Annotated in this window: 21 protein-coding genes; 15 read left to right on the top strand and 6 right to left on the bottom strand. The window is 69.8% G+C overall.

The features are described from left to right. The first annotated feature begins 79 nt into the window (after positions 1–79). Both ACIBK1_RS02170 and ACIBK1_RS02165 read left to right on the top strand, forming a co-directional pair. Positions 80–1,516 (top strand): CCA tRNA nucleotidyltransferase, encoded by a 1,437-nt coding sequence (locus ACIBK1_RS02170; protein ID WP_396731660.1) that lies wholly within the window; start codon positions 80–82, stop codon positions 1,514–1,516. Then, positions 1,517–2,782, top strand: coding sequence for an adenosylmethionine--8-amino-7-oxononanoate transaminase (locus ACIBK1_RS02165; protein WP_396731657.1), 1,266 nt, complete (start codon positions 1,517–1,519; stop codon positions 2,780–2,782). Between the two features lie 21 nt (positions 2,783–2,803). Here the strand turns inward: ACIBK1_RS02165 and ACIBK1_RS02160 are convergent, their stop codons facing one another. Further along, positions 2,804–4,102 carry an MFS transporter gene (locus ACIBK1_RS02160; RefSeq protein ID WP_076439863.1) on the bottom strand — a complete coding sequence of 433 codons (1,299 nt, stop codon included), beginning with the start codon at positions 4,100–4,102 and terminating at the stop codon, positions 2,804–2,806. 101 nt (positions 4,103–4,203) lie between these two features. Here ACIBK1_RS02160 and idi point away from each other — a divergent pair, with 101 nt between their 5' ends. Next, positions 4,204–4,800: an isopentenyl-diphosphate Delta-isomerase gene (gene idi / locus ACIBK1_RS02155; protein WP_076439861.1), complete on the top strand. Its 597-nt coding sequence runs from the start codon at positions 4,204–4,206 to the stop codon at positions 4,798–4,800. Between the two features lie 78 nt (positions 4,801–4,878). Here the strand turns inward: idi and ACIBK1_RS02150 are convergent, their stop codons facing one another. Both ACIBK1_RS02150 and ACIBK1_RS02145 read right to left on the bottom strand, forming a co-directional pair. Next, positions 4,879–5,958, bottom strand: a complete 1,080-nt coding sequence (locus ACIBK1_RS02150) for an inositol-3-phosphate synthase (protein WP_030508611.1) — start codon at positions 5,956–5,958, stop codon at positions 4,879–4,881. Positions 5,959–5,971: 13 nt separating this feature from the next. Then, positions 5,972–6,610 carry a PadR family transcriptional regulator gene (locus ACIBK1_RS02145; protein ID WP_076439859.1) on the bottom strand — a complete coding sequence of 213 codons (639 nt, stop codon included), beginning with the start codon at positions 6,608–6,610 and terminating at the stop codon, positions 5,972–5,974. 125 nt (positions 6,611–6,735) lie between these two features. On the opposite strand from ACIBK1_RS02145, the gene ACIBK1_RS02140 reads away from it, so the two are divergent. The 4 genes from ACIBK1_RS02140 to ACIBK1_RS02125 all read left to right on the top strand — a co-directional run bounded on the left by ACIBK1_RS02140 (position 6,736) and on the right by ACIBK1_RS02125 (position 12,952). After that, positions 6,736–7,119 carry a DUF5318 family protein gene (locus tag ACIBK1_RS02140; RefSeq protein WP_076439857.1) on the top strand — a complete coding sequence of 128 codons (384 nt, stop codon included), beginning with the start codon at positions 6,736–6,738 and terminating at the stop codon, positions 7,117–7,119. A gap of 420 nt (positions 7,120–7,539) precedes the next feature. Continuing rightward, positions 7,540–10,131, top strand: a complete 2,592-nt coding sequence (locus tag ACIBK1_RS02135; protein WP_396731651.1) for a transglycosylase domain-containing protein — start codon at positions 7,540–7,542, stop codon at positions 10,129–10,131. Between the two features lie 103 nt (positions 10,132–10,234). Beyond that, positions 10,235–11,602, top strand: coding sequence for a glycosyltransferase family 87 protein (locus tag ACIBK1_RS02130; protein WP_387067569.1), 1,368 nt, complete (start codon positions 10,235–10,237; stop codon positions 11,600–11,602). Positions 11,603–11,716: 114 nt separating this feature from the next. Next, positions 11,717–12,952, top strand: coding sequence for a glycosyltransferase 87 family protein (locus ACIBK1_RS02125; protein ID WP_387067572.1), 1,236 nt, complete (start codon positions 11,717–11,719; stop codon positions 12,950–12,952). Positions 12,953–12,995: 43 nt separating this feature from the next. Here the strand turns inward: ACIBK1_RS02125 and ACIBK1_RS02120 are convergent, their stop codons facing one another. Continuing rightward, the gene (locus ACIBK1_RS02120; protein WP_387067575.1) at positions 12,996–13,787 is read right to left on the bottom strand and encodes a deoxyribonuclease IV; all 792 of its coding nucleotides are present in this window, start codon (positions 13,785–13,787) and stop codon (positions 12,996–12,998) included. A gap of 181 nt (positions 13,788–13,968) precedes the next feature. On the opposite strand from ACIBK1_RS02120, the gene ACIBK1_RS02115 reads away from it, so the two are divergent. After that, positions 13,969–14,145 carry a hypothetical protein gene (locus ACIBK1_RS02115; protein ID WP_167530482.1) on the top strand — a complete coding sequence of 59 codons (177 nt, stop codon included), beginning with the start codon at positions 13,969–13,971 and terminating at the stop codon, positions 14,143–14,145. An 86-nt stretch (positions 14,146–14,231) separates the two neighbouring features. Here the strand turns inward: ACIBK1_RS02115 and ACIBK1_RS02110 are convergent, their stop codons facing one another. Further along, positions 14,232–14,564: a hypothetical protein gene (locus ACIBK1_RS02110; RefSeq protein ID WP_076439847.1), complete on the bottom strand. Its 333-nt coding sequence runs from the start codon at positions 14,562–14,564 to the stop codon at positions 14,232–14,234. A gap of 184 nt (positions 14,565–14,748) precedes the next feature. Between ACIBK1_RS02110 and rpsF the strand changes: the two genes are divergently transcribed. From rpsF to ACIBK1_RS02075, 7 genes are all read left to right on the top strand, one after another. Beyond that, positions 14,749–15,039 (top strand): 30S ribosomal protein S6, encoded by a 291-nt coding sequence (rpsF, locus tag ACIBK1_RS02105; RefSeq protein WP_030508619.1) that lies wholly within the window; start codon positions 14,749–14,751, stop codon positions 15,037–15,039. A gap of 101 nt (positions 15,040–15,140) precedes the next feature. Next, complete coding sequence (locus ACIBK1_RS02100; RefSeq protein WP_387067578.1) at positions 15,141–15,686, top strand: single-stranded DNA-binding protein; 546 nt, start codon at positions 15,141–15,143, stop codon at positions 15,684–15,686. An 86-nt stretch (positions 15,687–15,772) separates the two neighbouring features. After that, a complete protein-coding gene (rpsR, locus tag ACIBK1_RS02095; RefSeq protein WP_076439843.1) occupies positions 15,773–16,009 on the top strand; it encodes a 30S ribosomal protein S18 in 237 nt (78 codons plus the stop codon). A gap of 19 nt (positions 16,010–16,028) precedes the next feature. Beyond that, positions 16,029–16,475, top strand: a complete 447-nt coding sequence (gene rplI / locus ACIBK1_RS02090; RefSeq protein WP_030508622.1) for a 50S ribosomal protein L9 — start codon at positions 16,029–16,031, stop codon at positions 16,473–16,475. 179 nt (positions 16,476–16,654) lie between these two features. Next, complete coding sequence (locus tag ACIBK1_RS02085) at positions 16,655–17,536, top strand: ABC transporter substrate-binding protein (RefSeq protein ID WP_076439941.1); 882 nt, start codon at positions 16,655–16,657, stop codon at positions 17,534–17,536. After that, positions 17,533–18,441, top strand: coding sequence for an amino acid ABC transporter permease (locus ACIBK1_RS02080; RefSeq protein ID WP_083744672.1), 909 nt, complete (start codon positions 17,533–17,535; stop codon positions 18,439–18,441). The genes ACIBK1_RS02085 and ACIBK1_RS02080 overlap by 4 nt, the downstream gene beginning before the upstream one ends. Beyond that, entirely contained in the window at positions 18,438–19,181 is a 744-nt protein-coding gene (locus ACIBK1_RS02075; protein ID WP_030508625.1) for an amino acid ABC transporter ATP-binding protein, read from the top strand. Before ACIBK1_RS02080 ends, ACIBK1_RS02075 begins: the two co-directional genes overlap by 4 nt. A 1-nt stretch (position 19,182) precedes the next feature. Here ACIBK1_RS02075 and ACIBK1_RS02070 read toward each other — a convergent pair whose 3' ends face one another. After that, the gene (locus ACIBK1_RS02070; protein ID WP_030508626.1) at positions 19,183–20,511 is read right to left on the bottom strand and encodes an MATE family efflux transporter; all 1,329 of its coding nucleotides are present in this window, start codon (positions 20,509–20,511) and stop codon (positions 19,183–19,185) included. Positions 20,512–20,774: the final 263 nt, after the last annotated feature.

The following is a 20,774-nucleotide window of genomic DNA, read 5'->3' as shown; positions in this document are numbered from 1 at the left end:
TGTCTCCCCTGGGTGACACCCGAACACCTGGGCCATCGGGGGAGAGTTTCTGTTCCGTGACCGAAGGACCTACCCAGCCTTGTCCGTTTCAAATCTGAGCGACAGCCAGCAGCACGCCGTGAACGAACTGTTCCGCCGGATCGCCCCTGTCGCCGACGAACTCGGTGAGCTGTTCTCGGCCCGGGGGCACGAGCTGGCCCTGGTCGGCGGTTCCGTCCGCGACGTCCTCCTCGGCCGCGCGAGCAAGGACCTCGACCTGACCACGGACGCCCGCCCCGAGCGGGTGCTGGAGATCGTCAAGGACTGGGCGGACGCCGTCTGGACGATCGGGATCGACTTCGGCACCGTCGGCGTGCGCAAGGGCGGCTGGCTGCTGGAGATCACCACCTACCGCAGCGAGTCGTACGACCCCGCCTCGCGCAAGCCCGAGGTGATGTACGGCGACTCGCTCGACGGCGACCTCGCCCGGCGCGACTTCGCCGTCAACGCCATGGCCGTCCGCCTGCCCGGCCACGAGTTCGTCGACCCGTACGGCGGGCTGCCGGACCTGGCCGCCAAGACGCTGCGGACCCCGGGCAGGCCCGAGCAGTCGTTCGACGACGACCCGCTGCGGATGCTGCGGGCGGCCAGGTTCGCGGGCCAGCTCGGGTTCACCGTGGCCCCCGAGGTCGTCGAGGCGATGACCGCGATGTCCGACCGCATCGAGATCGTCTCGGCCGAGCGCATCCGCGAGGAGCTCGACAAGCTGATCCTCGGCGCGCACCCGAGGCTGGGGCTGGCGCTGCTGGTGAACACCGGGCTCGCCGCCCACGTCCTGCCCGAGCTGCCCAAGCTGCGGCTGGAGATCGACGAGCACCACCGGCACAAGGACGTCTACGAGCACACGCTGATCGTGCTGGAGCAGGCGATCGGGCTGGAGACGGCCGGTCCCGACCGGGTGCTGCGGTGGGCGGCCCTGCTGCACGACATCGGCAAGCCGAAGACCCGGCGCAACGAGCCCGGCGGCCGGGTGTCGTTCCACCACCACGAGGTCGTCGGCGCGCAGATGGCCAAGAAGCGGCTCACCGAGCTCAAGTTCCCCAAGGACGTGGTGTCCGACGTGTCCAGGCTCGTGGAGCTGCACCTGCGCTTCCACGGCTACGGGACGGGGGAGTGGACCGACAGCGCCGTGCGCCGCTACGTCCGCGACGGGGGGCATCTCCTCGAACGCCTGCACAAGCTGACCAGGGCCGACTGCACCACCCGCAACAAGCGCAAGGCCCAGGCCCTGTCGCGCACCTACGACCAGCTGGAGGAGCGCATCGCCCGGCTGGCCGAGGAGGAGGAGCTGGCCAAGATCCGTCCCGAGTTGGACGGCAACGAGATCCAGGAGATCCTCGGCGTGCCGCCGGGACCGGTCATCGGCAGCGCCTACAAGCACATGCTGGAGATCCGCATGGACCAGGGCATGATCGGCAAGGAGGCCGCGCGGGAGGCCCTGCTCGCCTGGGCGCGCGACAACGGGATCGTCTCGTAGGTGGACGCCGGGGAGGTCCTCCGGCTCGACCGGGAGCACGTCTGGCATCCGTACACGGCCGTGCCCTCGGGGACGCCCGTGCACGTCGTCCGGCGGGCCGGGGGCGTGCGGATCACCCTCGGCGACGGCCGTGAGCTGATCGACGGCATGGCCTCCTGGTGGGCGGCCATCCACGGCCACAACCACCCGCGGCTCAACCGGGCCGCACGCGATCAGATCGACGACATGGCGCACGTCATGTTCGGCGGCCTGACCCACGAGCCCGCCGTACGGCTCGCGCACCGGCTGGCCGGGATGACCGGGCTCGACCGCGTCTTCCTCGCGGACTCGGGCTCGGTGGCGGTCGAGGTCGCGATCAAGATGGCGGTGCAGTACAGCGGGCGCTCGGCCCTGCTGACCGTGCGGGGCGGCTACCACGGCGACACGTTCGGCGCGATGTCGGTCTGCGACCCGGTCAACGGCATGCACCATCTGTTCACCGGAATGCTCCCGCGACACGTCTTCGCGCCGGCGCCGCCGGACGACTACGGCCGCCGCCCGGCCGCGAACTCGGAGGCAGGTCCCGACGAGGTGTATCTGGCGGAGCTGACCGCGGCCGTCGAGGCTCACGCGGACCGGCTCGCCGCGATCATCGTCGAGCCCGTCGTGCAGGGCGCGGGCGGCATGCGGTTCTATCACCCGGCCTACCTGCGCCGGCTGCGCGAGCTGGCCGACGAGCACGGCATCCTGCTGATCGCCGACGAGATCGCCACCGGCTTCGGCCGCACGGGGGAGATGTTCGGCTGCGACCACGCCGGGATCAGGCCGGACATCATGTGCGTGGGCAAGGCGCTCACCGGCGGTTATCTGACGCTCGCCGCCACGCTGTGCACCGCGCGGGTGGCCGACCGCATCGGCGTGCTGATGCACGGCCCGACCTACATGGGCAACCCGCTCGCCTGCGCCGTGGCCGGCGCCTCGCTCGACCTGCTCGCCGAACGGCCCTGGCGGGAGGAGGTCGCGCGCATCGAGGCGGCCCTGCTCGACGGCCTCGCCCCGGCCGCTGCCGCCCCCGGCGTACGGGACGTACGGGTGCTGGGCGCGATCGGAGTGATCGAGACCGACCAGCCCGTCGATGTCGCGAAAATTCAGGACATCGTGATGGGGTATGGCGTGTGGCTGCGGCCCTTCGGCCGTCTGATCTACACGATGCCGCCGTACGCCTGCACGCCCGACGACGTCGCCCGCATCGCCGATGCCATGGTGGCCGCCACGGCGGCGCTCTGAGTCAGTCGGCGTCAGCCGGAGTCAGTCGGTGGCGGGGACCGGCGGCCTGCGTACGGCGGAGGGCAGGGTCAGCCGATACGCCACCGCGCCGAGCAGGTAGCCGACGGCGATCACGGCGAGCGCGAGATAGGACTTGCCGTCGGGCGGCAGCAGCGCCGCCGCCAGCACCGCGCCGAGGACGGTCATGCCATTGAACAGCATGTCGTAGACGGAGAAGGCGCGGCCGAGATAGGCGTCCTCGACGTCACGCTGCACGACGGTGTCCACGCAGATCTTCACGCTCTGCCCCGCGACCCCGATCACCAGCCCGGCGCCGAAGAACGCCCACTCCCGGAACGTCGCGCACAGTGCGAACTCCAGGACTCCGCAGGTGACGAGCATCATCGGAATCCAGACCTCGATGCGGATCCGCTCGGTGGCCCACGGGGTGACCACGACCGCGGCGAAGCTTCCCGCGCCGACCGCGCCCAGCACGAGCGCGATGCCCTTCAACGCCTCGTCGGCGTCGGTGGTGAAGTGGTAGCGGTAGAGCATCACCACGGCCGCCGTCGAGATGCCGAACATCAGGCGGTGGGTCGCGATGCCGCCGAGGGCCGCCGCGGCCGAACGCCGGTGCGCGATGTGCCGCGCGCCGTCCACCAGGCCGGCCAGCACGTGCCGTACGGCCTCGCGGGCCTGCGGACGGTCCGGATCGTACGCGGGGCCGAGCAGGGAGCGCTCCATCGTCCGCGCGATCAGCGCGCTCAGGCCGAAGACGAGGCCGGAGCAGACCAGCAGCACGGCGACGCCCTTGTCGTCCGATCCGGAGATGATGCGGAGCACGACGCCGGCGCCCGCTCCGACGAACGTCACCACCGTGCCCGAGGTGGGCGTGACCGCGTTGGCCATCATCAGCTGATCGGACGGCACGACGTGCGGCAGCGCGGCGCTGAGGGCCGACAGGAAGAAGCGGTTGACCGCGAGGACGCCGAGGGCCGCCGCGTAGAAGACGACGTCGGAGGCCCCCGCCGCGATGAGGCAGGCGGCCAGCACCAGCAGCGTCCCGCGCACGATCGGCGCGATCACGAGGATCTGCCGCCGGGACCAGCGGTCGATGAACACCCCGACGAAGGGCCCGAGCACGCTGTACGGCAGGAGCAGCACGGCGAGGCCCGCGGCGATGTCGGCGGCGCTCGCCTGCCGTTCCGGGCTGAAGAACGCGTAGCCGCCGACGGCGAGCTGGAAGATCCCGTCAGAGAACTGCGAGACGAGCCGTGTGGCGAAAAGCCGCCGGAAGTTTCGGCCCCGCAGGACCACCCGCAGATCGGAGACGTAGGACACGGCGACAGCCTACGCGGGCGATCACGCACGGGCATCAGGAGCAACCCCGATAAAGCCCCGTACATCTCACTGAGATCGAGGTGATCACGTACTCTCGCAGAGTGACTTCACAGGAACATGTCGTGCTGCTCGACGGCGAGGGCAACCCGATCGGCACCGCTCCCAAGTCCACCGTCCACGGCGCGGACACGCCGCTGCATCTCGCATTCTCCAGCTACGTCTTCGACCACCAAGGGCGCGTGCTGCTGTCGCGGCGGGCGGGCACGAAGCTGACCTGGCCCGACGCGTGGACCAACAGTTGCTGCGGGCATCCGCTGCCGGGTGAATCGCTGTCGTCGGCGGTGATCCGCCGGCTCGGGTTCGAGCTGGGCCTGGCGGTCGAGTCCGTCGACCTGATCCTGCCGGGCTTCTCCTACCGGGCCGTGATGGACAACGGCATGGTGGAGAACGAGCTGTGCCCGGTCTACCGGGCCGTGGTGACCGAGGAGGCCGCGCCCAACGCCGAGGAGGTGGGCGAGGTCCGCTGGGAGCCGTGGACGCGCTTCGCCGCCGAGGTGATGAGCGGGGAGCTGGACATCTCGCCCTGGGCCCGGGAGCAGGTGCCCCAGCTCGTCGCGCTCGGGCCCGACCCGCTGGCGTGGCCGGTGGCCGACGCCGCGGCTCTGCCGCCGGCCGCGCGCCCGCTCACGCATCGCTGAGGTGTAGCGGGCGGGGACATGCGACCGCCCCGGTCCGATCGATCGGACCGGGGCGGGACACGCGGTGGACGACGGACGTCAGCGCTCGAGCTGGCCGCGGATGAACTGCTCCACGGCCTCGCGGGCGTGGTCGTCGGAGTACTGCTCCGGCGGCGACTTCATGAAGTAGGACGAGGGCGACAGCAGCGGGCCGCCGACGCCCCGGTCGAGGGCGATCTTGGCGGCGCGGACCGCGTCGATGATGATGCCGGCGGAGTTGGGCGAGTCCCAGACCTCGAGCTTGTACTCCAGGTTGAGCGGGGTGTCGCCGAACGACCTGCCCTCGAGGCGGACGTAGGCCCACTTGCGGTCGTCCAGCCACGGCACGTGGTCGGACGGGCCGATGTGGACGTCGGCCTTGGCCATCTCGTGCGGGATCTGCGACGTGACCGACTGGGTCTTGGAGATCTTCTTGGACTGGAGACGGGTGCGCTCCAGCATGTTCATGAAGTCCATGTTGCCGCCGAAGTTGAGCTGGTAGGTGCGCAGCAGCTCGACCCCGCGGTCCTCGAACAGCTTGGCCAGCACCCGGTGCGTGATCGTGGCGCCGACCTGGGACTTGATGTCGTCACCCACGATCGGGACGCCGGCCTCGGTGAACTTCGCGGCCCACTCGGGGTCGGAGGCGATGAAGACCGGCAGCGCGTTGACGAAGGCCACCTTCGCGTCGATGGCGCACTGCGCGTAGAAGCGGTCGGCCTCCTCCGAGCCCACCGGCAGGTAGGACACCAGGACGTCGACCTGGGCGTCCTTCAGCGCCTGCACGACGTCGACCGGTTTCTCGTCGGACTCCTCGATGATCTCGCGGTAGTACGTGCCCAGCCCGTCGAAGGTCGGGCCGCGCTGCACGGTGACGCCGAGCGGCGGCACGTCGCAGATCTTGATCGTGTTGTTCTCGGAGGCGACGATGGCCTCCGACAAGTCGCGGCCGACCTTCTTGGCGTCCACGTCGAAGGCCGCGACGAACTCCACGTCGCCGACGTGGTAATCACCGAACCGCACGTGCATGAGGCCCGGCACACGGCTGCTCGGATCCGCGTCCTTGTAGTAATGGACGCCCTGCACCAGCGATGAGGCGCAGTTGCCCACACCGACGATGGCTACGCGCACCGAACCCATAGCACTCGCTCCTTTACCTATCTGCCTCGGGCGTGTCCGCCCTCTGGGTCTCTTCCTGTACGGCTTGCGCGGGATCCGGGGGGTGATCCCCCTCGCCGGGAACCGAACGGCTCCGCCGTTCCGAGTCGATCAGCTCGTTCAGCCAGCGGACCTCGCGCTCGACCGACTCCAGCCCGTGGCGCTGGAGCTCAAGCGTGTAGCTGTCCAGCCGCTCTCTTGTGCGGGCGAGAGCCTCACGGACGCGGTCGAGGCGCTCTTCCAGGCGGCTGCGGCGGCCCTCCAGGATGCGGAGCCGCACTTCCGCCTCCGTGTGGCGGAAGAAGGCGAAGTGGATGCCGAAGCTTTCGTCCTCCCAGGAGGACGGGCCCGACTGGCTGAGCAGCTCCTGCAACCGCTCCTTGCCCTCCGCCGTGATCTTGTAGACGATCTTCGACCTGCGGCCGAGAACCGTGTCCTCAGGAGGCTCCTCCTCGGCGATGAGGCCCTCGTTGAGCAGACCCCTGAGGCAGGGATACAGCGAGCCGTAGGAGAACGCACGGAACATGCCGAGCAGCGTGTTGAGCCGTTTGCGCAGCTCATAGCCGTGCAACGGCGTTTCGTGCAGCGATCCCAGGACGGCGAGCTCCAGCACACCTCCACGAGAGCCCGTCACTGGAACCACCTCCTGTGTCCGACCGATGTATCGACTCGATACATCCGCAGGATACGTCGGGGTGTCATAGATGGCAACGGGTCAACGGTTGGGCAAGATTTGGCAAAGGGTCGTAATCTGGCCGTATGTGGTCACAGCGGTCGGTCGTGGACTACGGCCTCGCTAAGCGGGCGGCCGTGCAGTCAGTCCGCTCCGGCCGCATGCGGGCGCGGGACGTGTGTGACGCCCACCCTTACCTGCTGCGCGCGGCTCGGTTCCACGGAGAGCCGACGGCTCGCAGCTGCCCCATATGTGAACGAAGGAACGTGACCAACGTCACATACGTATATGGGGATGAATTAGGACGAGTGGCCGGCCAGGCAAAAGGGATGGCCGAGCTCAGCGCGATGGCCCGGGAATACCGCGAATTCCGGGTCTACGTGGTGGAGGTCTGCCAAGGTTGTTCCTGGAACCACCTGGCGGTGTCGTTCGTCCTCGGAACAGCCGATCCCCCGGGCCCTTCCCTGTAGGGCGACCTCCACCTCCAGGAGGCAGCCCGCCGGCCTGCCGGCCGACGTCGACAAATTCCCCGAACCATCTGACGAGGACGCGTGACTTACAGCAGCTATGGACCGGAGCCGACCGGCCGTCCCGAGGACGCCTCGGGCTCCGGTGGATCATCCCGCCCTGGGCGCCGTCGTCGCTCGCCCCGGGAATCCGACGAGTACGACGAGTACGGCGAGCCCGCCCCGCCGCGACAGCCCGGCAGGGGACCGGCCCCGCAACCGCCTCGGGCCGCCCGGCCGGCCGCACCCGAGCACCACCGCCGTGAGGCGGCCGCCTTCGAGGACACGGCGGCCATGAACGCGGTGCCCCCTAGGCCGGAACAGAGACCGGAGCAGGGCCCGCCGCAGAGGCCGGTCCGGGGGCAGCAGGGCGCCCGGGGACCGGTGAGCGGCGGACGCCCGCCGGCGGGCCGTGACCCGCGCTACGCGGCCGGTCCCGGCGGCCCCGCGGGTCCCGGCGTTCCCGGCGTTCCCGGCGGGGACGAGCGCACCCAGGCGCTGGGCATGCCGACGGGCGGCTTCCCCCGCGACGCCCGAGGGGACGGGCAGAGCACCGAAGCGATGCAGACCGGCGGCCGCCGCCGCAGGCCCTCGGGCCGGGGCGGCCACGGTCCCGGCGGCCCCGGAGGCCCGGGGGGTCCAGGGGGCCCGGGTGGGCCCGGCGGGCGCGGCCCCCGGGATCCGGGCGACTTCGACGACTTCGACGAGGACGACGAGAGGCCGCGCCGTACGGGCTGGAGGCGCTTCGTCCCGAGCTGGAAGATCCTCGTGGCGGCCTTCACCGTGCTGGCCGCCGGCACCTTCGGCATGATCGCGGTGGCCTACGCCAACACCCCGCTGCCCGCGGCGACGCAGGCGGAGGCCGTGGCGCAGGGCAGTGCCATCTACTACAACGACGGCAAGACGCTGATCGGCAAGGTGGGCACCCCGCGCGTCATCCTGGACAACATCAACAAGGTGCCGAGGCACGTCCAGGACGCCGTCATCGCGATCGAGAACGACACCTTCCGCGACGACAGCGGCATCTCGATCCCCGGCATGATCCGGTCGGTCTATATGACGGCGACCGGGCAGCAGCTCCAGGGCGCCTCGACCATCACCCAGCAGATGGCCCGCAACTACTACGACGGCCTCAGCCAGGAAGTGTCGATCAAGCGAAAGATCAAGGAGATCTTCGTCTCGGTCAAGCTCGACAAGTCGATGACCAAGGACCAGATCCTTCTGCAGTACCTCAACACGGTGCCCTTCGGCCGTGCGTACGGCATCGAGGCCGCCGCGCAGGCGTACTTCAAGAAGCACGTCGAACAGCTCACCCCGGAGCAGGGCGCCTATCTCGCCGCGCGCATCCAGACGCCCGCCCTGGACGCCGACTCCCCACGGCTGCAGAGCCGGTTCAAGGACGTCGTCAACGCCATGGCGAAGCTCGACCCGGCCAAGTACGGCAAGCTGCCGAGCACGGCCAAGTTCCCCAAGACCGTCCCGGCGAACACCAGAGACGAGTACGGCGGCCTCAGGGGTTACATGATCGTCCAGGTGCTGCAGGAGCTGAAGACCCGGATGAACCTGTCGCCCGACCAGGTCAGGAGCGGCGGCTACAAGATCATTTCTACCTTCGACAAGAAGCTCATGCAGGCCGCCAAGAAGGCGGTGACCGCGACCACCTCCACCATGTCGAAGGAGTTCCACGCCGGCCTGGCCGCCGTGGATCCCAAGACAGGGCGCGTGCTCGCGTTCTATGGCGGCAACGACTACGTCAAGGATCCCTGGAACGAGCCGTTCGACTCGAAGAAGCAGGCCGCCTCAGCGTTCAAGCCGTACGTGCTGGCCGCCTGGCTGGATGCCGGCTACAGCCTGAACAGCTGGCTGCCCGGCAACCAGACCGTGCCCAAGGAATTGCCGGGTCAGGCGAAGGGCGGAATCACCAACGGCCACTCGGTGCCCGCCGCCATCAACGCCATCTATGCGACCTCGCACTCGATCAACACGGCCTTCGCCTCGATGGCGTACAAGCTGGACGAGGAGAACGGCACGATCGGGCAGCTCAGCGCGGTGAAGCAGATCGCGGAGGACGCCGGGCTCGACAAGACCCGGCTGGAGGACGACGTCAAGGAGCACCAGTACCAGTTCTCCATCGGTAGCGCCCTGGTCACTCCGGTCGAGCAGGCCGCCGGATATTCGATCTTCGCCAACGAGGGCAAGCACGTCGACTACCACGTCGTCAAGGAGGTCCGGAAGGACAAGGCGGTCGTTATCGCCGAGCGGCGGGACATCAGGCAGGTGATCACGCCGGAGGCGGCGGCGGACTCTGTGGCGGCCATGGAGGAGGTCCTCAAGACGGGTACGGCGATGGGCAAGGGCATCGGCCGCCCCGCCGCGGGCAAGACCGGCACGAACAACGACGAGAAGGAAGCCTGGTTCGTCGGCTTCACCCCGCAGTTGTCGGTCGCGGTCGGCATGTACCGCGAGCAGTGCCTGACCAAGAGCGGCAAGATCGTGGAGCCGATCTACTCCAACTGCCCGGTTACCCCCGGCGGCAAGGAGAGCAAGAAGTACGGCCCCAACACCCCTTACACCCGGCCGCATGAGGTGTCCCTGGGCTTCGAGGGCGCCGGCCCGCCGACCACGATCTGGCGGACGTTCATGATGGATGCGCTCGCGGGCAAGCCGGTCGAGCAGTTCCCGCAGAAGGCCGGACTGGGCAGTCCGGAGAACATCGTGCCGAGCCCGACGCCGTCGCCCAGCCCGGAGCCGGACGACGCCGGGTTCCCGACGGACTTCCCGACGGACTTCCCCGACGACGGCAGCTGCTTCGACGGCGGCCCGGGGTGTGACAGCGGCGACGGCCTCGGCGACGACCAGGGCACGGGCGGTCAGGACGGCGGCCCCGGGGGCGGCGACGTCCCGTTGAACATCAACCAGGCCCCGGCCGCCATGCCGACCGGTTCGGGAAACGGCAGAGACGGCACCGGCGCCTGATCCACGATCCGGCGTCCCGAAGGGGCCCGCGGCGACTCCCGCCGCGGGCCCTTCCGGTGCGCGGAGTCGCCAAGCCGAGGCGTTGAATGGTGCAATACCGAGCATGACGACCCGGATCACGAACGCCTTCGCCCCGTTGCTCAGGGTCGCCGCGCGGGCGATGCCGTACCTGCCTCTCGGGCTTCTCGCGGGGCTCGGCGCCGTTCTCGCATACCTGTGGAAATATCCCTGCCGGTTCGGCGGAGCATGGAACGGCGGTGTCGGGCAGTTCACGAACTTCTGCTACACCGACATCTATCCGCTGTTCTGGGCCGAGAAGCTCAACGAGGGCAAGGTCCCGTACGTCGACTACCCGGTCGAATACCCGGTGGGCATCGGCGGGATCATGGAGTTCGCCCGCCGGCTCGCGAGCGGCGACGGGGTCGTGTTCTACGACGTCACCGTGATCCTGATGGGGATCGCGCTGGTCGCGGGCGTGCTGCTCACGGCCGCGCTCGCCGGACCGGCCCGTCGCTGGGACGCGCTCTGGTACGCCGTCGGCCCGGCCGTCATCCTCTGCGCGTACATCAACTGGGACCTGGCCGCGGGCGCCCTCGCGCTCGGTGGCCTGCTGGCCTGGGCCCGCAACCGGCCGTGGCTCGCGGGCGTGCTGCTGGCCCTCGCCGTCGCCACGAAGTTCTACCCGCTGATGTTCTTCGGCGCGTTGTTCCTGCTCACGGTGCGTACGGCGAAGTGGGTGCCGTTCCTCAAGACGGTCGCCGGGGCCGCGGCCGCGTGGCTGCTGGTGAACGTGCCGATCATGCTGGTGAACTTCGAGGGCTGGGAGAAGTTCTACGCGTTCAGCAGCGAGCGCGGCGCCGACTGGGGTGGGCTGTGGTTCTTCTTCCAGAAGACCCAGTGGTTCGGCATGGAAAGGCCCGGTTTCCTGGCCTTTCTCGGCGACGCCGAGAAGCTGAACACCATGGCCATGGTCGCGCTGGCGGTGCTCCTGCTGGGCGTCGCCGTGCTGGCGCTGGCCGCGCCGCGCCGCCCGCGCCTGATGCAGCTGTGCTTCCTCGCCCTGGCCGCCTTCATGATCACCAACAAGGTCTGGTCGCCGCAGTACGTCCTGTGGCTGGTGCCGTTCGCGGTGCTGGCCAGGCCGAGGTGGGGGGCGCTGGCCGCCTGGCAGGTCGCCGAGTGCTGGTACTTCTTCTCGATCTGGCTCTACCTGGTCAGCCAGTATCCCGACCACGCCGGGGAGGGCATCGGCGACGACCCCTACTTCCTGTCGGTCTGGGCCAGGGCGCTGACCATCGTCATCCTCATGGCGCTCGTCGTGCGCGACATCCTGCGGCCCGAGCACGACGTCGTACGCCAGAGGGAGGCCGACGACCCGTCGGGCGGGGTGTTCGACCACGCCGAGGACCGTCTCGTGCTGCGCCGTTCGCTCCTTGCGCGAGGCGTGCGGCAGGAGCCGGAGACGGCGTGAACCCGTGAAAGTTACATCGGATTTCGCGCCCGTCGCGGCGCGGCCCTGAGCCGTCCGAGCGGAGGCATCGCGTAGCGTCGCGTGAGAGTCTGCGCGACGAACGGGGGAGACACGATGCGCCGGAGGCCACCATGGCTCCTGCTGCTGGTGTGGGCCGCGACCAGGGGGATGCTCCTCCTCGTCGCGACCCAGACCATCCCGACCGGGCACGGCGAGGCGTTCAGGAACGACGTCACCCTCTATCGTCGCTGGTCCGAGATCCTGATGGAGGGGGAGTTCCCGGCGGGTGACGAGAAGTGGCAGTATCCGCCCTTCGCGGCGGTGCCGCTGCTCGCCCCCCGCCTGCTGCCGCTGGGCTACCACGTCGCCTTCTTCCTGCTGGCGGCGCTGTGCGACCTCGTGATCCTGCTCCTGCTGTGGCGGTTCTCGAACTCGCGGCGCGGCGGGGGCCGCACCGGCCCGTGGGCGTGGACCGTGGGCGCGGCCCTGCTCGGCCCGGTGCTCGTCTCCCGCTATGACCTCATGGTCACGCTCGTGGCGGTGCTCGCGCTGACGGCGTCGGCCAACCCGGCGGTGCGCGGGTCGCTCATCGGCGTCGGGCTCCTCGTGAAGGTCTGGCCGGTCGCGCTGCTCGCCGGCCTGCGGCGGTGGCGCGAACTGCTGACCGCGTCGGGGCTCACGCTCGTCGTCGCGGTCGCGGGGTGCGGCGTGGCCGCCCTGCTCATGCCGCACGCGCTGGACTTCCTGACCGCGCAGGAGAAGCGGGGGCTGCAGATCGAGTCGCTGGCCGCCACGCCGTTCGCGCTCGCCCGGGCCCTCGGCTGGTGGGACGGCTACACCACCTACCGGCACGGCGCGATGGAGGCCGTCGGCGGCGGTGTGGGCGTCGCGACGACGCTGAGCCTGGTCGCCACGCCCCTGGCGCTGGCGCTGATCGGCCTGTGGTGGCTGCGCGCGGCCCCCAGCCCGCGGTCGTACTACGACGCGGCCCTCACCACCGTGCTCTTCCTGGTCGCCACCAGCCGGGTGCTGTCACCGCAGTATCTCGTGTGGGTGATCGGCATCGCCGCCGTCATCCTGTCGGTGCGGCGCGACCGGCCGGGCCCGACGCAGCGCCCGGCCGCACTGCTCGTCATGGTCGCCGCCCTGCTGACGGGCATCATGTACCCCTGGGTGGAACTGGACTACAGCTGGCGGGGCGCCCTGCCGGGAACGCTCGTGCTGGTCCTGCGCAACCTCGTCTTCCTCGCCGCGGCCGTCACGTCGTACGTGCAGCTGTGGCGTGCCACGCGCAGGCCCGGGAGGGTGAGGGACGAGCGGGGCCTTGAGGCGGCCGTACCCGCTTCCTGACGGTTTCAATCCGCAGAGTTATCCACAGGGTGTGGACGAGCGTCTACAGGTGCTTTCGCAGGAACGCGATGTCGTCGGCCTGGCCCTCGAACGGCGTCTCCACCACGATCGGCGCGCCTGCCGCCCGGCAGACCTCCAGGATCAGCTCGGGGTCGATCTGGCCGCTGCCGAGGTTGGCGTGGCGGTCGGCCCCGGAGTCGAACGCGTCCCGTGAGTCGTTGCAGTGGACGAGGTCGATGCGGCCGGTGATCGCCTTCACCCGCTCCACGAGGCCGAGTAGTTCCTCGCCGCCCGCGTGGAAGTGACAGGTGTCCAGGCAGAAGCCGACGACCGAGGGGTCAGGCGCCCCCGACGTCACCGCGTCCCACAGCCGGGCGATGCGCTCCAGCTTGCGCGCCATCGCGTTGCCGCCGCCGGCCGTGTTCTCGATCAGCACGGGGATCGGGCACTCGGTGCGCTCGAAGACCTTGCGCCAGTTGTCGAAGCCGGTCTGCGGGTCGTCGCCCGCGTTGACGTGCCCGCCGTGGACGATCAGGCCCTTGGCGCCGATGGCCGCCGCCGCCTTGAGATGCGAGTCGAGCAACTTGCGGCTCGGGATGCGGATGCGGTTGTTCGCGGTGGCCACGTTGATGACGTACGGCGCGTGCACGTAGACGTCCACGTCCGAGGCGCGCAGGGCGTCGGCGGTGGCGGGTGTCACGGGCCCCTTCCACCCCTGGGGGTCGCCGAGGAAGAACTGCACCACGTCGGCGTCGCGGGCCGCCGCGTGCGCCAGCGGGTCGTCCTGGTCGACGTGGGCTCCGATCCGCGGGCGGGCGCCGTCGTGGCTGTCCATGCCGTTCCTCCACCTTTGCTTGCCTGTCAGGGGGCTGCCGGACGCGGAGGGCGAACTCTAGGCGCTCTCCAAGAGCGTTTCAAGAGGACACGCTGTTTCAAAAGTGCGAGCCAGGGCAGTCGCGTGGTCACGCGCCCCCGAAATCCGCGCGCGATACTACTTCGTCGTCAAGGAGACGAGCATGAGATATCGCTTAGGCAGCTTCATCCTTCTCATCTACATCCTCGTCGGCCTCTATGTGGCCTGGCTCCACCACTACATCACCCCCACCCTCCTCAAGCAGGTCGCCCAGGCTCTGATCGCGGTCTTCCTGTGGTTCCTCGTGCTGCTCGGCGTGGACCTCCACATCGGCGGCTGATCGGCCACGCCGCGACCGCCCGGGCTTCGGTCGCCCGGGCTTCGGTCGCGTGGGCTTCGGTCGCGTGGGCTTCGGTTGCGTGGGCTTCAGCCGCGCAGGGTGAAGCCGCGGGGGAAGAAGCCCCCGTGCGCGATGCCCAGCGCGGCGCCGACGAACGACCCCACGATCCCCACGATGATCAGCGCCCGCTGTCTGGTGGTCGACGAGGCGTACTGGGCGTACAGGCCGCCCCAGAACCCGATCGCGCCCACCCACGACGCGATCATGTGGGCCATCACGATGAAGCCCGTGACGAACGCCACCAGGCCGCACACCAGCGTCGCGATCGTCATCGCGTTCTCCCGCGGGTGCGGCCTGCCGTCCGTGTTCAGCGTGAGGTGACCGGGGTGCCTCCTTTTGCGGCCGATGGCGTTTCGCATCGCGCCTACCCCCTCTCCGACCTCCAGTTTCGCTCTCCGGGCCGGGTACGGCCAAGTGGCTGGTAGCCTTATTCGACTGCGTCTGATAAGGGCCGGGGGCACTGCCGCCCGGCGCCGAGCGCAGGGTCCTCCTGTCACGGCAAGGCGTCGTGACCGCAAGAGTCCAGAGGAGGTTGGATCACACATGCGTCGCTACGAGATGATGGTCATTCTCGACCCGTCCCTCGACGAGCGCACCGTGCAGCCGTCGCTCGACCAGTTCCTCACCGTCGTCCGCAATGACGGCGGCACCGTGGAGAAGGTCGACGTCTGGGGCCGCCGCCGCCTGTCCTACGACATCGCCAAGAAGTCCGAGGGCATCTACGCCGTGGTCGACCTGACCGCCGAGCCCGCCACCGTGAAGGAGCTGGACCGCCAGCTCAACCTGAACGAGGGCATCCTCCGCACCAAGGTCATCCGCCCCGAGCTCCACTGAGCTCCACTGGCAGAACCCGAAGCCCGGCGGTTTGTCGGGCCCGGGCCGTACTCTGAGCCTTTGACGGCTCAGCTGACGGGATAGGAAGGCGAAAGCGACCGATGGCAGCAGGCGACACCCAGATCACGATCGTCGGCAATCTTGTCGACGACCCGGAGCTGCGCTTCACCCCGACGGGGCAGGCCGTGGCCCGGTTCCGCATCGCGTCCACTCCGCGGTTCCTCGACAGGCAGACCAACGAGTGGAAAGACGGCGAGGGCCTGTTCCTCACCTGCAACGTCTGGCGGCAGGCGGCGGAGAACGTCGCCGAGAGCCTCCAGCGCGGCATGCGGGTGATCGTTCAGGGACGGCTGCGCCAACGGTCGTATGAGACCAAGGAAGGCGAGAAGCGCACGGTCTACGAGGTCGAGGTCGACGAGGTCGGCCCCTCGCTGCGCAACGCCACGGCGAAGGTCAACAAGACCTCGCGCCAGGGCGGCGGCGGTGGCGGCGGCTTCGGCGGCGGACCGTCCAACGACCCGTGGGCGACCGCGGCACCCGCTCCGCAGGGGGGCTACGGCTCCGGCGGCGGTGGCGGTGGCTTCGGCGGCGGCCCGCAGGGCGGTGGCGGCTTCGGCGGCGACTTCAGCGACGAACCGCCCTTCTAGGTCACCGGGGCCTTCCGGTCCCACCACCGTAAACACAACCGAGCGACCATTCCCGCTTCATGCGGGGCTCTGAAAGGAGCACCACGATGGCGAAGCCGGCAGTGCGCAAGCCCAAGAAGAAGGTTTGCCTCTTCTGCCATGACAAGATCTCCTACGTCGACTACAAGGACACGGGGCTGCTGCGGAAGTTCATCTCCGACCGCGGCAAGATCCGTGCCCGCCGGGTGACGGGCAACTGCACCCAGCACCAGCGCGACGTGGCGACCGCTATCAAGAACGCCCGTGAGATGGCCCTGCTGCCGTACACGAGCACCGCGCGCTGAGAAAGGAGACTCAGGACAAATGAAGCTCATCCTCACGACTGAGGTCTCCGGCCTCGGCGCTCCCGGCGACATCGTCGAGGTCAAGGACGGCTACGGCCGCAACTACCTGATTCCTCGTGGCTTCGCCATCCGCTGGACTCGCGGCGCCGAGTCGCAGGTCGCCTCGCTGAAGAAGGCGCGTGCCGCCCGCGAGATCCGTGACCTGGGCTCCGCCAAGGAGGTCGCCGGCCAGCTCGGCGCCCTCAAGGTGCGCCTCAAGACCCGCGCGGGCGAGTCGGGCCGGCTGTTCGGCTCGATCACGACCGGCGACATCGCCGACGCCGTCAAGGCCGCCGGCGGTCCGCAGCTCGACCGCCGCCGCATCGAGATCGGCAACGCGATCAAGAGCGTCGGCACCCACAAGGTGAGCGTCCGGCTGCACCCGGAGGTCGCCGCCACCCTCGACGTCGAGGTGGTCGCGGGCTGACACCCGTCGCAGTCCGTCGAGGGCCCTTCTCCGTCCACCGGAGAGGGGCCCTTCGCGGTTCCCCGAGTCGTCCGGCGAAGAGACGATTCCCCTCAGGTAAACGGGGGTTATACGGAACGCTAGTATCTTGCCGTCCGATTTACCGGATTTCGTGGAAAGACCCTCTGATGGAGGCTGTGATGCGCCGTCCCTCACTTCTGCTGGCGTCCGGCGCCCTCGTGCTGGCGGCCGCCGCCTGCGCTCCGGCGGACGACACCTCCACCACCGCGAGCGCGGCCGCGAGCCCGGCCGGTTCCGGCGCCGCCGACGCGTGCGCGAAGGAGAGCCTGAAGCTCACCACTCCCGGCAAGCTCACGATCGGCACCGACAAGCCGGCGTACGAGCCGTGGTTCAAGGATGACAACCCCTCCAGCGGGCAGGGGTTCGAGAGCGCGGTCGCCTACGCGGTGGCCGGGAAGATGGGCTTCACCAAGGACGAGGTCGCCTGGGCGGTCGTGCCGTTCGACTCGTCGTTCGCCCCGGGGCCCAAGCAGTTCGACTTCGACGTCAACCAGATCTCGATCACCCCCAGCCGGGCCAAGGCCGTCGACTTCAGCCAGGGCTACTACACGGTCAAGCAGGGCGTCGTGGCCCTCGACGGCACGAAGTTCGCCTCCGCCACGAGCCTCGCCGAGCTCAAGGACGCCAAGATCGGCGTGCAGGCGGGCACCACCGCACTGGAGGCGGTGCGGTCGGTCATCCAGCCCGCCAAGGACCCGAGCGTGTTCAACCAGCAGGTCGACGCGGTCAACGCGCTGAAGAACAAGCAGATCGACGCCATCGTCGTCGACCTGCCGACCGCCTTCTACGTCACCGCCGCCCAGGTGGAGGGCTCGAAGATCGTCGGCCAGTTCGCCGCGAACGGCGGGGAGCCCGAGGAGTTCGGCCTTCTGTTCCAGAAGGGCAGCCCGCTGGTGAGCTGCGTCGACAAGGCGCTCGGCGAGCTGAAGTCGTCCGGTGAGCTGGCGCAGATCGAGAGCCAGTGGCTGACCGCCGCCGCGGGCGCTCCGGAGCTGAAGTGACCGACGGGCAATCCGCCGCCTCGCCCGCGCCGTCGCAAGACGCGGAGCAGGTGGGGCCCGCGTGGGTGAAGAGCGAGCGGCAGCTCCGCCGGGAGGCGGAGCTGCGCGGCCGGGCGCGGCGGTCCATCTCCATCGCGACCGCGTCCACGATCGTCGTGGTGGTCGCCCTGGTTGTCGGAGTGGCCTCCTCGCCGGGATGGCCCCGGGTCCAGGAGTTGTTCTTCAGCCCCCAGGCGTTCGTCGACGCGCTGCCCGACGTGCTGCGCGGCTTCCTGCTCAACATCAAGATTTTCCTCATCGCCGAGGTGTTCATCCTGGTGGTGGGCCTACTCGTCGCCGTCGTACGCGGCCTGCGCTCACCGGTGTTCTTCCCGCTGCGCGCCCTGGCCGTGCTCTATACGGACGTCTTCCGCGGCATTCCGACGATCCTGCTCATCTACCTGGTGGGGTTCGGCATCCCGGCGCTCCAGTTGCAGGGCACGCCGAGTGACCCCGTGACGCTCGGCATCATCGCGCTCGTGCTGTCCTACGGCGCGTACGTCGCGGAGGTGTTCCGCGCGGGGATCGAGTCGGTGCACCCGAGCCAGCGGGCGGCGGCGCGGTCGCTGGCCCTGAGCCACGGTCAGACCATGCGCCACGTGGTGCTGCCGCAGGCCGTCCGCCGGGTGATTCCGCCGCTGCTCAACGACTTCGTCTCGCTGCAGAAGGACAGCGCGCTGGTCTCCGTGCTCGGCCCGCTGGAGGCGCTGCGCCAGGCCCAGATCCACGTCGCATCCTCCTTCAACTACACGCCCTACCTGGTCGCCGCGCTGCTCTTCATCGCGCTGACGGTGCCGATGGCGCGGTTCACCGACCATCTCGCCGCGCGGGCCGCCCGGCGCCGTACGGGAGGCGGCACGGCATGAGCCTGCTGAAGATCGAAGACGTCTGGAAGCACTACCACGGGCTGAGCGTGCTGCGCGGGATCGACCTGGAGGTCGCGCCGCACGAGGTGGTCTGCCTGATCGGGGCGTCCGGCTCGGGCAAGTCGACGCTGCTGCGCTGCGTCAACCTGCTGGAGACGATCGACGACGGCGCGATCCATCTGGACGGCGCGGAGATCACCGATGTGCGGGCCGACGCCGACGACGTGCGCCGCCGCATCGGCATGGTGTTCCAGGCGTACAACCTGTTCCCGCACATGACCGTGCTCGACAACATCACGCTCGCGCCGCGCAAGGTCCACGGCGTGCGGACGGAGGAGGCCGAGGCGCGGGCGCGGGAGCTGCTCGACCGGTTCGGGCTGGCCGATAAGGCGGGGGAGTATCCCGACCGCCTGTCCGGCGGCCAGCAGCAGCGGGTCGCGGTCATCCGCGCGGTCGCGACCGACCCTCGCCTGCTGCTGCTCGACGAGGTCACCTCGGCGCTCGATCCCACGCTGGTCACCGAGGTGCTCGGCGTGATCCGCGAGCTCAAGGAGACCGGGATGACGATGATCCTGGCCACCCACGAGATGGGCTTCGCCCGCGACATCGCCGACACCGTGTGCTTCCTCGAAGGCGGCGTGCTGCTGGAGAGCGGCCCGCCCGAGCAGATCTTCAGCGCGCCGGAGCATCCGCGCACGCGGGCGTTCCTCCAGCGCGTGCTGGAGGCCCGCCGCATGTGAGTCAGGCGGCCGTCCGCGAGGCGCCCGTGACCATCCAGGCGGTGCCGTACGCGCGGAGGGCGAGCGTGACGAGCCGGGCGGCCATCCAGACGCCGAGCGCGAGCCACAGGGCGACCAGGGTGCCCGCCACGGCGGCGAACGGCAGGTAGGCCAGCGTCGTCCACAGCCCCGCCCAGGCGAGGTAGCGCTGGTCGCCGGCCCCGATGAGCACCCCGTCGAGCACGAACACGACGCCCGCGATCGGCTGCAGGAGCGCGACCGGCCACAGCACGGCGAGCAGCTCGGCGGCGGCCTCGCCGTGCGCGTCGAACAGGCCGGGGACCAGCGGGCGCGCCAGCAGGACGGCCGCACAGAACACGACGCCGCATCCGATGCCCCACATCACCATGCGCCTGGTGGCCGCACGGGCGCCCGCGGCGTCGCCCGCGCCCAGTGCGCGGCCCGTGATGGCCTGCCCCGCGATCGCGATGGCGTCGAGGGCGAAGGCGAGGAACGTCCAGATCCGGGCGGCGATCGTGTGCGCGCCGATCTGGTCGTCGCCCATCCGGGTGGCGAGCGAGGTGGCGACGAGCAGCACGGCCTGCAGGCATGCCGTACGGACGACCAGGGCGAACCCGGCGGCGCCCGCGGCCCGCACTCCGGCGAGGTCGGGCAGCAGCGAGGCGCCGTGCGCGCGGGCGGTCCGCACGACCAGCGCGAGGTAGGTCGCGGCGGCCAGGGACTGCGCGACGACCGTGCCCCAGGCCGATCCGGCGATCCCCCAGCCGAGGCCGAGCACGAACCAGATGTTCAGCAGCCCGTTGAGCCCGAACGACGCGACGGACACGGCCAGCGGCGTGCGGGTGTCCTGCAGCCCGCGCAGGACGCCGGTGCCGGCGAGGACCAGCAGCATGCCGGGGGTGCCCAGGAGGCTGATGCGCAGATAGGTGACCGCCTGCGCGGCGAGCTGGCCCGTCGCTCCGAACAGGTGTACGATAAATGGAGCAAGAGGCCAGCACGCCACACTGACGGCCAGTCCGATGATCGCGGCCAGCCACAGGCCGTCCATCCCCTGGCGCATCGCCTGCCTGACGTCCCCCGCCCCCAGCCTCCGCGCGACCGCGGCCGTGGTGGCGTACGCGAGGAACACGCACAGCCCGACGAGGGCCGACAGGGCCGCGCTGGCCACGCCGAGAGCGCCGAGTGCAGGATCGGGGAGGTGGCCGACGATGACGGAGTCGGTGAGCAGGAAGAGCGGCTCGGCCACCAGTGCCCCAAATGCCGGGATCGCGAGCCTGAGGATCTCCCTGTCGTGGGCACGGCCGTGTCCCGTCTCGGTGGTAAGTGGCATAAGACTATTTTGCGGCTTACTGGGCCATGCTCGATCGGTATCGGAAATCTCCGGTGACTTTCTTTCCTCCACAGGCCGTGGATATCGAAATCCCAGGTGGGAGCGCCCTTCGCCGACGTGGTCACATCGCTGTCCACAGGGTCGTCCCCAGGGTTTTCACATGTCCGGGGAGCGGACTGCACATGTTGTCCACAGGGTTGTCCACTGGTCAAGTTGCCGCCCGGCCCTGAGGTTGGGGAGACTTGCGGACCGGGCTGGGGATG

The organism is Microbispora rosea, from assembly GCF_044460045.1.
In the GTDB taxonomy this organism is placed as follows: domain Bacteria; phylum Actinomycetota; class Actinomycetes; order Streptosporangiales; family Streptosporangiaceae; genus Microbispora; species Microbispora rosea.
Note: the sequence above shows the minus strand (reverse complement) of the source record. Positions and strands in the feature narration are given on the sequence as shown.

Bases quoted from the DNA above. Each gene is read 5' to 3' on its own strand.
- ACIBK1_RS02150 (WP_030508611.1), bottom strand. From the start codon at position 5,958: ATGGGTTCGGTGCGCGTAGCCATCGTCGGTGTGGGCAACTGCGCCTCA.
- ACIBK1_RS02140 (WP_076439857.1), top strand. From the start codon at position 6,736: ATGTGGTCACAGCGGTCGGTCGTGGACTACGGCCTCGCTAAGCGGGCG.
- ACIBK1_RS02130 (WP_387067569.1), top strand. From the start codon at position 10,235: ATGACGACCCGGATCACGAACGCCTTCGCCCCGTTGCTCAGGGTCGCC.
- ACIBK1_RS02125 (WP_387067572.1), top strand. From the start codon at position 11,717: ATGCGCCGGAGGCCACCATGGCTCCTGCTGCTGGTGTGGGCCGCGACC.
- ACIBK1_RS02120 (WP_387067575.1), bottom strand. From the start codon at position 13,787: ATGGACAGCCACGACGGCGCCCGCCCGCGGATCGGAGCCCACGTCGAC.
- ACIBK1_RS02115 (WP_167530482.1), top strand. From the start codon at position 13,969: ATGAGATATCGCTTAGGCAGCTTCATCCTTCTCATCTACATCCTCGTC.
- ACIBK1_RS02110 (WP_076439847.1), bottom strand. From the start codon at position 14,564: ATGCGAAACGCCATCGGCCGCAAAAGGAGGCACCCCGGTCACCTCACG.
- rpsF (WP_030508619.1), top strand. From the start codon at position 14,749: ATGCGTCGCTACGAGATGATGGTCATTCTCGACCCGTCCCTCGACGAG.
- ACIBK1_RS02100 (WP_387067578.1), top strand. From the start codon at position 15,141: ATGGCAGCAGGCGACACCCAGATCACGATCGTCGGCAATCTTGTCGAC.
- rpsR (WP_076439843.1), top strand. From the start codon at position 15,773: ATGGCGAAGCCGGCAGTGCGCAAGCCCAAGAAGAAGGTTTGCCTCTTC.
- rplI (WP_030508622.1), top strand. From the start codon at position 16,029: ATGAAGCTCATCCTCACGACTGAGGTCTCCGGCCTCGGCGCTCCCGGC.
- ACIBK1_RS02085 (WP_076439941.1), top strand. From the start codon at position 16,655: ATGCGCCGTCCCTCACTTCTGCTGGCGTCCGGCGCCCTCGTGCTGGCG.
- ACIBK1_RS02075 (WP_030508625.1), top strand. From the start codon at position 18,438: ATGAGCCTGCTGAAGATCGAAGACGTCTGGAAGCACTACCACGGGCTG.
- ACIBK1_RS02070 (WP_030508626.1), bottom strand. From the start codon at position 20,511: ATGCCACTTACCACCGAGACGGGACACGGCCGTGCCCACGACAGGGAG.